This is a genomic window from Caulobacter sp. SRI_014, from assembly GCF_057586315.1.
The window spans coordinates 186,291-198,612 of the sequence record NZ_JBYCZQ010000006.1; the positions used below are offsets into that span (position 1 = coordinate 186,291).

General features: G+C 68.7%; 10 protein-coding genes and 1 tRNA gene. 6 read left to right on the top strand and 5 right to left on the bottom strand.

What is annotated here, in order from left to right; all coding sequences use genetic code 11:
- The first annotated feature begins 131 nt into the window (after positions 1–131).
- Positions 132–2,822, top strand: a complete 2,691-nt coding sequence (locus AC2YG9_RS15040) for a TonB-dependent receptor (RefSeq protein ID WP_487298789.1) — start codon at positions 132–134, stop codon at positions 2,820–2,822.
- Here the strand turns inward: AC2YG9_RS15040 and AC2YG9_RS15045 are convergent.
- Entirely contained in the window at positions 2,819–3,646 is an 828-nt protein-coding gene (locus AC2YG9_RS15045; RefSeq protein WP_487298790.1) for a hypothetical protein, read from the bottom strand. The two genes, AC2YG9_RS15040 and AC2YG9_RS15045, sit on opposite strands and share 4 nt — an antisense overlap.
- Positions 3,647–3,739: 93 nt before the next feature.
- Positions 3,740–3,813: transfer RNA gene (locus AC2YG9_RS15050), tRNA-Cys, on the bottom strand.
- Between the two features lie 155 nt (positions 3,814–3,968).
- Between AC2YG9_RS15050 and AC2YG9_RS15055 the strand changes: the two genes are divergently transcribed.
- From AC2YG9_RS15055 to AC2YG9_RS15070, 4 genes are all read left to right on the top strand, one after another.
- Entirely contained in the window at positions 3,969–4,538 is a 570-nt protein-coding gene (locus AC2YG9_RS15055; RefSeq protein ID WP_487298791.1) for a protein-L-isoaspartate O-methyltransferase family protein, read from the top strand.
- A gap of 159 nt (positions 4,539–4,697) precedes the next feature.
- Positions 4,698–6,179: a TolC family outer membrane protein gene (locus AC2YG9_RS15060; RefSeq protein WP_487298792.1), complete on the top strand. Its 1,482-nt coding sequence runs from the start codon at positions 4,698–4,700 to the stop codon at positions 6,177–6,179.
- Between the two features lie 121 nt (positions 6,180–6,300).
- On the top strand, positions 6,301–6,873 hold the full coding sequence (locus AC2YG9_RS15065) for a DUF2497 domain-containing protein (protein WP_487298793.1): 573 nt from the start codon (positions 6,301–6,303) through the stop codon (positions 6,871–6,873).
- A gap of 138 nt (positions 6,874–7,011) precedes the next feature.
- On the top strand, positions 7,012–9,669 hold the full coding sequence (locus AC2YG9_RS15070; protein WP_487298794.1) for a valine--tRNA ligase: 2,658 nt from the start codon (positions 7,012–7,014) through the stop codon (positions 9,667–9,669).
- Here the strand turns inward: AC2YG9_RS15070 and AC2YG9_RS15075 are convergent.
- From AC2YG9_RS15075 to AC2YG9_RS15085, 3 genes are read right to left on the bottom strand one after another with little or no spacing between them, the layout of a single operon-like run.
- Entirely contained in the window at positions 9,662–10,141 is a 480-nt protein-coding gene (locus AC2YG9_RS15075; RefSeq protein WP_487298795.1) for a hypothetical protein, read from the bottom strand. The two genes, AC2YG9_RS15070 and AC2YG9_RS15075, sit on opposite strands and share 8 nt — an antisense overlap.
- A complete protein-coding gene (locus AC2YG9_RS15080) occupies positions 10,138–10,596 on the bottom strand; it encodes a YHS domain-containing (seleno)protein (RefSeq protein ID WP_487298796.1) in 459 nt (152 codons plus the stop codon). Before AC2YG9_RS15080 ends, AC2YG9_RS15075 begins: the two co-directional genes overlap by 4 nt.
- Before the next feature lie 12 nt (positions 10,597–10,608).
- Positions 10,609–11,172, bottom strand: a complete 564-nt coding sequence (locus AC2YG9_RS15085; RefSeq protein WP_487298797.1) for a carboxymuconolactone decarboxylase family protein — start codon at positions 11,170–11,172, stop codon at positions 10,609–10,611.
- A gap of 78 nt (positions 11,173–11,250) precedes the next feature.
- Between AC2YG9_RS15085 and AC2YG9_RS15090 the strand changes: the two genes are divergently transcribed.
- On the top strand, positions 11,251–12,135 hold the full coding sequence (locus AC2YG9_RS15090) for a LysR family transcriptional regulator (RefSeq protein WP_487298798.1): 885 nt from the start codon (positions 11,251–11,253) through the stop codon (positions 12,133–12,135).
- Positions 12,136–12,322: the final 187 nt, after the last annotated feature.

Below are 12,322 nucleotides of genomic sequence, written 5' to 3' on the forward strand. Positions count from 1 at the left end.
CTGGTCGCTCGCCTTACGGGCGTGGGAGCGGGAGCCACAATCTAGCCGCAAGGCTGTGAGGCATTTGCAATGTCGGCGGGTGGGGGTAATTGCCGCCGGCATTCCTCCCGCTTACCCAAAAGTTCGACTCGATGCCGCTTGCCGCCACCCTGCTGACCGCGCTGGCGGCCAGTGTGCTCCAGACGACCGCGCCGCCCGAGCCGCCGCCTGAGCCGGCCGCGGCGCCTCTGTCGGAAGAAGAACAGGGCGATGTCACGCCGGTCGAGGTGACCGGCGTGCGGCCTCGCGGCAGCGTGACGGTCGATGTCGACCCTGAGCTCGTCCTCGGCGAAGAGGACCTCAAGGCCCTGGGCGGCGCCACCGTCGGCGAACTGGTCGAGCAGCTGTCGACGATGACCGCCACCGGCAGCGGCGGGCAGCCGATCGTGCTGATCAACGGCCGCCGCATCAGCGGACCCCAGGAGTGGCGCAACATCCCCCGGGCCGCCGTCGAGCGCACCGAGGTGCTGCCCGAGCAGGTCGCGCTGGCCTACGGCTATCCGGTCGACCAGAAGGTCCTCAACTTCGTCCTCAAGCCGGCCTTCCAGCAGACATCCGTCCGGGCCGAGGCGACCGTTCCGACCCAGGGCGGCGCCGAAAAGGGCAAGGTCGGCGCCAGCTACTTCCGCGTCCACAAGGGCGACCGCTGGAACCTCGACATCGAGGTCGAGGGACAGAACCCGCTGTTCGAGACCGAGCGCGACCTGGTCCGCGATCCCGGCAGCCGGCCTTTCGATCTGACCGGCAACATCACGGGCCGGCCCTTTGGCGCCGAGATCGATCCGGCGCTGTCGGGCCTGGCCGGTCAGACGGTGCTGGTAGCGGCGGTCCCTGAAGGCAATACCGCGCCCGGCCCGGCCGATTTCGCCTCCGGGGCCGGAGCGCCGCGCACGGACGACCTGTCGGCCTGGCGCTCGCGGGTCTCCGAGCTGGAGACGGCCAAGGTCGACGGCTCGGTAGCCCACGACATCGACAACAAGACCAAGGTAACCGTCAGCGCCTCGCTGGTGGACCGCTCGACCCGGACGTGGCTGGGCCTGCCGGCCATCACCCTGACCCTGCCCTCGACCAATCCCTGGTCGCCGTTCGCCAATGATGTGCAGCTCTTCCGCTACATCGATGCGCCGAAGACCATGATCCGGACCAACGACAGCCTGACCACCACCCTCGGGGCGGTGGCCGATGGCTACATCGTCGGGGATTGGCGCTGGACGCTGTCGGGCGACTACAACCGGGTCGACAGCGAAAGCCGCACCGGGCGGGGCTTCAGCGCCGCTGCCCTGCAGAGCCAGCTCAACGCCGGGGCGCCGGGGGTCAATCCCTTCGGTGACCTGAGCGCCGGCCTGACCCGCCTGCCGGACGACACCGCCGATTCGGTGAGCACCAACGGCTCGGTCGAGCTGACGATCGCGGGCGACCTGTTCGACCTGCCGACCGGGGCGCTGCAATCGGTCGTCACGCTGGGCTGGGACACCCGCTCACTGGATTCCGAAAGCCTGCGTTCGGGCCTGCGCTTCGACCGGTCGCTGTCGCGCGACCGCACCTACGGCAAGCTCGACCTGTGGGCTGAGCTGATCAACCGCGATGAAGGACCGCTCGGCGCCCTTGGCAATCTCTCGGCCGGCTTCGATGTCGAGTACTACGAGGCCAGCGATTTCGGCGGCCTGCTCAACTTCACCGCCAACAGCAACTGGTCGCCGTGGGACGGGGTCAGCATCAACCTGTCCTACAGCCACGACCGCACCGCGCCGGACCTCGGCCTGCTCAACGACCCGATCGTCTCGACGCCGAACACGCCGGTGTTCGACTTCGCGACCGGCCAGACGGTGCTGGTGAACTATGTGACCGGCGGCAATCCGGCGCTCGACGCCGACACCCGTCAAACGACGCGCCTGAGCCTGCGATATCGCCCGTTCAAGGCGCGTGAGCTGATCTTCAATGTCTCCTACGTCTCGAACCGGGTCGATGACGCCATCAGCTTCTTCCCCACCATCACCCCGCAGATCGAGGCCGCCCTGCCGGGCCGGTTCACCCGCGACGGCTCGGGCCAGCTGATCGCCCTGGACGCCCGGGCGCTGAACTACAGCCGCACCGAGCGGCAGGACCTGCGGTTTTCCTTCTTCTACAACTTCCCCATCGGCAAGCCGACTGCGGCCCCCGGCGGGCGGGGCGGCGGTCGGCCTGGTGGTCCAGGCGGCCCCGGCGGCGGACCTCGAGGGCCGGGTGGACCGGGCGGGTTCCGCGGCCCGGGAGGGCCCGGTGGGATGATGGGCCCCGGCGGAGGCGGCATGGGCGGCGGCGGGTTCGGCGGACCGCCGGGCCAGGCGCGGGTGTTCATGCACTTCACCTACCAGCACCGCATCCAGGACGAGATCGTGGTCCGCCCGGGCCTGCCGGTCATCGACCAGCTGGAGAGCGGCCGCCAGCCGCGCGACCAGGCCGACGGCTTCGTGCGGCTGAGCAAGGACGGCAACATGGCCGGCCTGGCCTTCAGCTGGCGCGGTGAGAGCCGGATCGACGGCGGCGCCGGGGGCACGGACCTGACGTTCGAGCCCTACGCGACGATCAACCTCGATTTCACCGTCGACCTGTCGAGCCGGCCGGACCTGATGAAGGCGGCGCCCTGGTTGAAGGGCGTCGAGCTGCAGCTGAACTTCGCCAACATCTTCGACGAGCGTCAGACCGTCGTCAGCAGCACGGGCAGCCGGCCGTTGAACTACCAGGCCGACTACATGGATCCCTACGGCCGCACGGTCACCTTCAGGATCCGCAAGGTCCTCTAGGCGCTCTCGGCGAAGCCCTCGCAGAGCAGCCGGCCGTCCGGCGCGGTCAGCCGGAAGGGGGTCTGGCGGTCCACCGCGCCGCCGGCCTGCAGCGCCATCGGCTGGCCGGCCCAGGCAGGGGCGCGGAACCTGGCGGCCAGACGGGTCAGACGTCCGCCGGTGGGGGTCAGGGCGAGGCCCGCCAGGGCCCAGAGGGCGGTGCCGTGGATCAGGATGTCGTCCAGCCCGGCGGCCAGGGCGACGGCGCGTTCGGTATGGATCGGGTTCCAGATCTCGGCGCACTCCGAATACTGGTGCGGAAAGCCCCGGCTGGTCAGGATCGGCCGTTGCTCGCCGGCAGCCTCCAACGCCGGCCAGGGCGGTTCGGCGGCCTCGGGGGTGTTGGGGCCATCAACCGCTACGCCGCGCAGGATGCTGACGCTGGTGCTGACAGCGACAACCTCTGTTTCGACGCGGGTCTCATAGCGGGTCGTGACGACGGCGCCGGCCCGGCTGTCGCGAACCCCCACGATGTCGCCGCTGACCGTCAGCCGCTCGCCGGCCAGGATCGGACGCAGGAACCGGCTGTCCTGCGAGACATGCACCCCGCGCCGCTGCTCCTCGGGACTGAGGGCCTGGCCGGGCAGGTCGCGGGCCATCAGGGCCAGCACCCATTCGGGGCTGACCACCTGCATCGGCAGGAGTTCGAGGGACCCGGCGGCGTCGTCGAGACCGGACGCATCGTCCGGCGCCAGCACCGCCCGGAAGGCCAGCGCCCGCCGCGTCGTGGCCGGCCAGTCGATGGGGCCGAGCCGGGTTCCGATCAGATGGCCATTGTACGGCATGTGTCCTTCGCCTCGCCCCGACGCCAGGCGGAATGATGCCTGCGCCATCGGCCGCGGCAAGGGCAGGCGCGTTCGGATGTGATGCTGAAAAGTTGGAGGCCCGACCCGGAATCGAACCGGGGTGCAAGGATTTGCAGTCCTCTGCGTAACCACTCCGCCATCGGGCCTTCCGTTCCCTCGACACTGGCGGTGCGTCGGGGAGGCGGTTCGCTATCAGAGGCGGACGCCAAGAACAAGCATTAGCGATGCTTCCATTGCGTTCCCCTTAAGGGCGGACCTATAAGCCGCACCAGCAAACGCAGCGCTTTTTTCGAGGGATTCCATGGCCGCCGATTTCGCCGCCGCGCGCGAGAACATGGTCGAGAGCCAGGTCCGCACCGCCGATGTCACCGACCTGACCATCACCGACGCGATTCGCGGTGTCGCCCGCGAAGCCCTGCTGCCGGCCGGCAAGACCGCCGGGGCCTACGCCGACACCGAGGTCGAGTACGGGCCCGGCCTGTATCTGATGCGCCCGCGCGATGTCGCCAAGCTGCTGCAGGTCCTCGGCCCCAAGGCCGGCGAGCGGGCCCTGGCCATCGCCGCCCCCTATGCGGCGGCGGTGCTCGAGAAGATGGGCCTCAGCGTCACCCGCCTCGATGGCGACCTGACGGCGGTGAGCGGTGGCCCCTACGACCTGATCATCAGCGAAGGCGCGGTTTCGGCCGTGCCGACGGCCTGGACCGGTGTGCTCGCCTTGCACGGCCGGCTGGGAATCGTCGAGCGGACGGGTCCCGTCGGCCGCGCGATGACCTATGTTCGCTCCGACGATGGCGTCGGCGGTCGCTCGGTGTTCGACTCGGCGGCCCCGCTGTTGCCCGGTTTCGAGCCCAAGGCCGCCTTTGCCTTCTAGACAGGGGCTGCGACGGTTGGCGACTTTGGCGCGAACCCGTCAAGGCTGTAATCCTGTGGCAACGTTGGTGCGTGAAAAAAGCTTAACTGGCCGCGACTGGCGGCGAGACTTACAGGCGATCATATAAGGGCGGCATCGTCGCCTCTGGGGATAGTTCTTATGTTCAAGAGCCGTAAGGCCGGACTTTTGGCCGCCATCTGCACCGCCGGCCTCCTCGCCGGCACGGCCGCGCCGGCCTTTGCCGAGTCGCTGGCCGATGCGATCGCGCTGGCCTACCAGACCAACCCGACCCTGCGCGAGCAGCGGGCCAACCTGCGCGCCCTCGACGAAACCGTGGTTCAGGCCCGCAGCGGCTACCGCCCCGACGTCAGCGCCAGCGTCAACTACGGCATCAGCTACGACCGGTTCGGCAGCCCCCAGGGCAGCATCTTCACCGGCTTCAACGATGACAGCCGAGGGTCCTCGACCAGCGCCGCCATCACCCTGGACCAGCCGCTGTACACGGGCGGCCGCGTCCGCTCGCAGATCAGCGCCGCCCAGGCCGACGTCGAAACCGGCCGGCAAAACCTGCGCTCCGTCGAATCGAACGTCCTGAGCCAGGTCATCCAGTTCTACGTCGACGTCCGCCGCGACATCGAATCGCTGCGCATCGCCGACGAGAACGTCGCCGTGCTCCAGCGCCAGCTCGACGAGGCCCGCGCCCGTTTCGAAGTCGGTGAAATCACCCGCACCGACGTCGCCCAGGCCGAGGCCCGCCTGGCCGCCTCCAAGTCGCAGCAGTCGAACGCCCGCGCCCAGCTGGCCATCAGCCGCGCCAACTACGCCCAGGTCGTCGGCCAGAACCCGGGTGACCTGGAAGCCGAGCCGTCGCTGGCCGAGCTGCTGCCCGCCACCATCGAAGAAGCCTTCCAGATGGCGGAAGAGAACAACCCGGCCCTGCTGGCCGCCAACTACGCCGAGCAGGCCAGCCGCGCCCGCGTCGCCCAGGCCAAGGCCGCGACCCGTCCGAGCGTCAACCTGCGCGGCCAGATCGACGCCTCCGGCTCCTCGGTCACCAACGATCCCTTCGATGACTTCGACCGTGGCGTCTCGGGCCAGGTGTCGCTGTCGGTGCCGCTGTTCACCGGCGGCCAGATCTCCTCCTCGATCCGTCAGGCCCAGGAGCAGAACAACGCCGACGCGGCCGCCATCGAGGGCGCCCGCCGCGCCGCCCAGCAGGACGTCGCCCAGGCCTGGAACCAGCTGCTCGGCGCCCGCGCCGCCTTGGCGTCCAACGAAGAACAGGTCCGCGCCGCCCGCATCGCCTTCGAAGGCGTCCGCCAGGAGGCCCAGGTCGGCCTGCGCACCACGCTCGACGTGCTGAACGCCCAGCAGGAGCTGCGCAACGCCGAGCTGTCGCTGATCAACGCCCGCCGCGACGAATACCTGGCCGGCGCTTTCGTGCTGGCCGCCATCGGCAAGCTGGAGGCCCGCTGGCTGACCCCGGACCAGACGCTGTACGACCCCAAGACCTCGTACAAGCGCGTCTACCGCAGCTTCGGCTGGGTGCCGTGGGAGCCTGTTGTCGCGGCTGTGGACCATGTTCTGGCGCCTAAAGTCGGCCCAGCACCGGACGAAGCGGTAAGGACCGCGAACAAGTGAGTTTGCGCGTCCGCAACGGACGCGTAAGACTTATTACCGCACCTATTTGCAGGAACTGATGGCAGAGCATACGCTTTGCCCACCAGTCCGGATTCGCTCCGCTCAAGCCCAGGCCCGTCAAATGTCCGAACAGACCGCCCAGGAACCGACGATGGAGGAAATCCTGGCCTCTATCCGCCGCATCATCTCGGAGGATGACGCGCCGCCGGCCGAGGCCCAGGCTGCTCCCGAACCGGCCTTCGCGCCGGCCCCCGTCGAGCCCGAGGACGAGGACGTCCTGGAGCTGACCGACGCCATCGAGGCTTCGGCCCCGCTGGAAACCCATGGCGACATCGACGTCTACGAGCCGGCCGCGCCCGAGCCCGCCTGGACGCCCGAGCCCGAGCCCGAGCCCGAGCCGGTGTTCAGCGCGCCCGAGCCGGAACCCGAGCCCTACGTCCCGCCGCCGACCTACAGCGCTCCGGATCAGGACGACAGCGACCTGATCGGCGCGGCGGCCGCCACCGCGACGGCCAGCGCCTTCGGCCGCCTGGAAGCGGCTCTGGCCATGCCGGCTCCTGGCCGCACACTGGACGACGTTGTCCGCGAACTGCTCAAGCCGCTGCTCAAGCAGTGGCTCGACGACAACCTGCCGCGCATCGCCGAGGCCAAGGTCACCGAGGCGGTCGAAAAGGTCATGCGCGGCCGAGTATAACAATTTCCCTTCTCCCGCTTGCCGGGAGAAGGTGGCCCGCGCCTGCGGGTCGGATGAGGGCGGCGCCGGCCATGCCGGGCTGCCCTTTATCGCGTCTGGCGCTTGCCAGTCCCGCTCACACCCACGATAGACACCGCCATGCTTGAGAAGACCTTCGACCCCAAGTCCGCCGAACCGCGCCTGTACGCGGCCTGGGAACAGTCGGGCGCCTTTGCGCCGACCGACAACCCGACCGCCGAGCCGTTCAGCATCGTCATCCCGCCGCCGAACGTCACCGGCAGCCTGCACATCGGCCATGCGCTGAACAACACCCTGCAGGACGTGCTGATCCGCTTCCAGCGCATGCGCGGCAAGGCGGCCCTGTGGCTGCCCGGGACCGACCACGCCGGCATCGCCACCCAGATGGTCGTCGAGCGCCAGCTGGCCGAGAGCGGCAACATGGGCCGCCGCGACATGGGCCGCGACGCCTTCGTCGAGAAGGTCTGGGAATGGAAGGCCGAAAGCGGCGGCACCATCGTCAACCAGCTGCGCCGCCTCGGCGCCAGCTGCGACTGGTCGCGTGAGCGCTTCACCCTGGATCCCGGCCTGTCGGCCGCCGTCCGCAAGGTCTTCGTCCAGCTGCACCGCCAGGGGCTGATCTACCGCGACAAGCGTCTGGTCAACTGGGATCCGCACTTCCAGACCGCCATCTCCGACCTCGAGGTCGAGCAGAAGGAAGTCGACGGCGCCTACTACCACTTCGCCTATCCGCTCGAGGATGGCAGCGGCGAGATCGTCGTCGCCACCACGCGCCCCGAAACCATGCTGGGCGACACCGCCGTCGCGGTCAGCCCGGATGACGAGCGCTACAAGCACCTGATCGGCAAGTGCGTCCGCCTGCCCATCGTCGGGCGGCCGATCCCGATCATCGCCGACGAGTACGCCGATCCGGAAAAGGGCTCGGGCGCGGTCAAGATCACGCCGGCGCACGACTTCAACGACTTCCAGGTCGGCAAGCGCCACAACCTGCCGTCCATCTCGATCATGGACGCGTACGGCAAGATCAACGACCAGGCGCCGGCCGAATACCGGGGCCTGGACCGCTTCGTCGCCCGCAAGAAGGTCGTCGAGCAGTTCGAGGCGCTTGGCCTGCTGCGCGAGATCGAGAAGGTCAAACACCAGGTCCCGCACGGCGACCGGTCGGGCGTCGTCATCGAGCCCTTCCTGACCGACCAGTGGTACGTCGACGCCGAGACGCTCGCCAAGCCGGCCATCAAGGCGGTCGAGACCGGCAAGACCGTCTTCTCCCCCAAGAACTGGGAGAAGACCTATTTCGAATGGATGCGGAACATCCAGCCCTGGTGCATCTCGCGCCAGCTGTGGTGGGGTCACCGCATCCCGGCCTGGTACGGCCCGGACGGCAAGATCTTCGTCGAGGAGACGGAAGCAGAGGCCCAGGCCAAGGCGACCGAGCACTACGGTCAGCCGACCAACCTGAACCAGGACGAGGACGTCCTCGACACCTGGTTCTCGTCGGGCCTGTGGCCCTTCTCGACGCTCGGCTGGCCGGAGAAGACCTCGGACCTCGAGCGCTTCTACCCGACCCACACCCTGGTCACCGGCTTTGACATCATCTTCTTCTGGGTCGCCCGGATGATGATGATGGGCATCCACTTCACCGGCGAGGTCCCGTTCCAGCGGGTGGTCATCAACGCCCTGGTCCGCGACTCCAAGGGCCAGAAGATGAGCAAGTCCAAGGGCAACGTCATGGATCCGCTGGTCCTCATCGACCAGTACGGCTGCGACGCGGTCCGCTTCACCCTGACCGCCATGTCCGGCCAGGCGCGGGACATCAAGCTTTCCGAACAACGCATTGAAGGCTATCGCAATTTCGGCACCAAGCTGTGGAACGCGACCCGCTTTGCCCAGATGAACGGCTGCGTCCGCGTCGAAGGCTTCGATCCCGGTGCGGTCGAGCAGACCCTGGCCAAATGGATTCGTGGCGAGACGGCCAGGACGGTGGCCGAGGTCACCGCGGCGCTGGAAGCCTGTTCCTATGACGAGGTCGCGAACAGCCTCTACCGCTTCGTGTGGAACGTCTTCTGCGACTGGTACCTGGAGCTGGCCAAGCCGATCCTCAACGGCTCGGACGCGGCGGCCAAGGCCGAGATTCAGGCGACCACCGCCTGGGTCCTCGACCAATGCCTGCTGATGCTGCACCCGGTCATGCCCTTCATCACCGAAGAGCTGTGGGAGAAGACGGCGGAGGAAGGCCCAGCCCGCGCCGGCTTCCTGATGACCGAGCAATGGCCGAGCTATCCGGAAACCTGGGTCGATGCCTTGGCCCAGGCCGAGATCGGCTGGGTCGTTGATCTGGTGACCGAGGTCCGCTCGCTGCGCGCCGAGATGAACGTCCCGCCCGGCGCCCGCATCCCGCTGACCCTGTCCGGGGCCGGCGGCGAGGCCGCCGCGCGGCTGGATCGCCACCGCGACCTGATCCTGACCCTGGGACGTCTGCAGAGCGCGGACCTGGGCGAGGCGCCGGCCGGCTCGGTCCCGTTCGTGATCGGCGAGGCGACCGGCGCCCTGGCCGTTGCCGACTTCATCGATCTGGCCGCCGAGAAGGCTCGCCTGACCAAGGAGATCGCCGGCCACGAGGCCGACATCGACCGGGTCAACCGCAAGCTCGGCAACCCCGACTTCCTGGCCAAGGCCAAGGAGGAGGTGATCGAGGAGAACCGCACCAAGCTGGCCGACGCCGAAGCGGCGAAGGCCAAGCTGGGCGCGGCGCTGAAGCGGCTGGAAGGCGTCAGCTAGGCTTCACGACATCCAGCACCCGGCGGAGCAGAACCATCAGGTCGTTCCGCCGGAAGCCGGCCAGAAGGACGAGAGCGAACGCCAGGTTGGTGCAGGCGGCGGCGAACAGGCCGGCGCCGTCCCCGTTCGGATCAATGCCGAGCGGGGTGAACAGGTGGAAGCTGACCGCCCCCATCATCACCAGCAGCCCGGCCAGGGCGCCGCCCGCCTGCAGAGGCTTGAACCGCGGGTGCAGGCCGAGGATCAGCAGACCTGAGGCCAGGAGCTCGATGCTGCCGATGACATACTGGCTGAACAGGCCCGTGTGATCGAACAGGCCGGGCAGGCCCAGCGACGTCGACCAGCCGTCGAGGCGGCCGAAGATTTCCTGGGTCTTGGGATGGTCGGTGAACTTGTAGCGCAGGCTGTCGAGGAAGATCACGGCCATGAAGACGGCCATGGCGTCCGGCAGGTACTTCCAGACCTTTCTCATTTCAGCACGCGGGGCCAGTTGGCGTTGCCCTTGGCGATGAAGCCCGGGATGTCCTTGGACCACTTGGCCTGTATGTCGGCGTTGTAGTTGAGGTAGAGCTTGCCGCCGACGATCTTCCAGTTCCGGGGATCGCCCTTGGCCGTGTAGTTCTGGGCGACGGCCCAGGCGCAGTAGCCGCCGTACTGCGGGGCATAGGCGCTGGGGTTGGCCTTGAATTTCGCGAGGTTGGCGGCGGAACTGAACTTCCAGACGGCGCCGTTCCACTCGGTCTTGAAGGTGTCTGCGCCGACGACGGGTTTCCCCTGGGTGAAATAGGCGACGGTATCGTAGCCGCCGACCGCCACGTTGTTGAGGGCCGGGGTGTAGACCGCCGGCTTGGCGGCGGCCGCGAGGGTCGGCGTCATCAGTGGTCCTGCCAGGGCGAGGACGGCGAAGGCGAGGGCTAGGCGTTTCATGGCGGGGGTCCTTCAGGCGACCTGGCTGCCATTCACCCAGGAATCTGGGGCGAACGGGGGGTCCAACGGCGTCTCGGCCAGGTGGTTGACGTAGTTGCTCATCGTCTTGAGCCCGACGGCCAGCACCACATCCAGCGCCTGGGCGCGGGTGAAGCCGGCGGCGACGAAGGCGGCGATCTCGGCGTCCGAGAGGAAGCCGCGCTCGCGGACCATGCGGACGGTGAAGGCGCGCAGGGCCTCCAGGCGCGGATCGGGCAGGGGACGGCGGTCGCGGATCGACCGGATGTCGGCCTCGGGCAGGTGGGCGATGCGGGCCCGGTGGGCGTGGGCCGGCGTGCAGTAGTGGCTGTCATGCTCGACCGAGACGGCCAGCAGGACCAGCTGTTGCTCGGCCGGGGTGAAGCTCGACTTGGCGAAGATGGCGGAGAGGGCGAAGTAGCCCTCCAGCAGCTGCGGGCTCTCGGCCATCTGGCCGACGAGGGCGGGGACGTAGCCTGCGGTCGCCTGGGCCTGTTCGATGAACGGCTTGGAGGCGGAGGGCGCGGTGGCGCGGCTGTGGAGGGGGAAATCGGCCATGGCGACGGAATAGGCTGATCGCCGTTCCGTGATAATCCACCGATTGCGCATATGATCTATGTCGTGAGAGCATAAATCATGGATCGTCTGACCGCCCTGCGCCTCTTCCTGCGCGTCGCCGAGACCGGCAGCTTCAGCCGCGCCGCCGCAGAGGCCGGCGTCGGCCAGTCGGTGGCCAGCCGGGCGGTGGCGACCCTGGAGGCCGAGCTCGGCGGCCGGCTGATGAACCGCACCACCCGCAGCCTGGCCCTGACCGAAGCCGGCCAGAAGGTCCTTGAGCATGCCCGGATCATGGTCGCCGAGGCCGAGACCATCGAGGCCGTCGTGCGCGGGGCCGAGCGGGAACCGGCGGGGCTGCTGCGGGTGTCGGCCTCGGTCGCCTTCACCCGGGCCGAACTGGCGCCGCAGGCCGGGACCTTCCTGGAGGCCTTTCCGCGCATGCGGCTGGACCTGATGGCCCGCGACGACCGCGTCGACCTGATCGCCGAGGGGGTGGATGTCGCCCTGCGGCTGGGCGAGCTGGAGGACAGCCGGCTGACGGCCCTGTGGCTGGGAAACTATCCGCGCATGGTGGTGGCGACGCCGGGGTTCGAGGCGGCGCATGGGCCGGTGGCGTCGCCGGGCGATCTCGCCGCGCGGCCGGCGATCAGCCTGACCAGTTCGGCCTTCGCCACGCGCTGGCCGCTCAGCAGCGGCAAGGCCAGGGTCGAGGTTGAGATCAATCCCGCCATCCGCACCGCCAACGGCGATGTGCTGGCCGATCTGGCCCGGAACGGCCTGGGGGCCGTGCTGGCCCCCGGGTTCCTGGTCAGGGCCGATCTGGAGGCCGGGCGGCTGGTCCGCCTGCTGCCCGACTGGAGCGCGCCCCCGCTCGGTCTATGGGCCGTCTGGCATGGGCGCGGCCTGCCGCGAAAGGCGCGGGTGTTTCTGGACTTCATGGGTGGGCGGCTGGCGGTAAGCTAGCAACAAAAGGCCATAAAATTCAGTGGCCTAAACAATATGTCTAGACATATTCATGGGCCATCTGGGCCTCGGAGGCGGTCTCGAACCGATCTGGCGCGCAGTGTAGGCGCCGGTCGCCAGTCCGGCGCCTACATTCCCCGCGCCAACATCAACGCGGCGCCTACGCCAACCTCAACATTTGCAACCG

Bases quoted from the DNA above. Each gene is read 5' to 3' on its own strand.
- AC2YG9_RS15040 (WP_487298789.1), top strand. From the start codon at position 132: ATGCCGCTTGCCGCCACCCTGCTGACCGCGCTGGCGGCCAGTGTGCTC.
- AC2YG9_RS15045 (WP_487298790.1), bottom strand. From the start codon at position 3,646: ATGCCGTACAATGGCCATCTGATCGGAACCCGGCTCGGCCCCATCGAC.
- AC2YG9_RS15055 (WP_487298791.1), top strand. From the start codon at position 3,969: ATGGCCGCCGATTTCGCCGCCGCGCGCGAGAACATGGTCGAGAGCCAG.
- AC2YG9_RS15060 (WP_487298792.1), top strand. From the start codon at position 4,698: ATGTTCAAGAGCCGTAAGGCCGGACTTTTGGCCGCCATCTGCACCGCC.
- AC2YG9_RS15065 (WP_487298793.1), top strand. From the start codon at position 6,301: ATGTCCGAACAGACCGCCCAGGAACCGACGATGGAGGAAATCCTGGCC.
- AC2YG9_RS15070 (WP_487298794.1), top strand. From the start codon at position 7,012: ATGCTTGAGAAGACCTTCGACCCCAAGTCCGCCGAACCGCGCCTGTAC.
- AC2YG9_RS15075 (WP_487298795.1), bottom strand. From the start codon at position 10,141: ATGAGAAAGGTCTGGAAGTACCTGCCGGACGCCATGGCCGTCTTCATG.
- AC2YG9_RS15080 (WP_487298796.1), bottom strand. From the start codon at position 10,596: ATGAAACGCCTAGCCCTCGCCTTCGCCGTCCTCGCCCTGGCAGGACCA.
- AC2YG9_RS15085 (WP_487298797.1), bottom strand. From the start codon at position 11,172: ATGGCCGATTTCCCCCTCCACAGCCGCGCCACCGCGCCCTCCGCCTCC.
- AC2YG9_RS15090 (WP_487298798.1), top strand. From the start codon at position 11,251: ATGGATCGTCTGACCGCCCTGCGCCTCTTCCTGCGCGTCGCCGAGACC.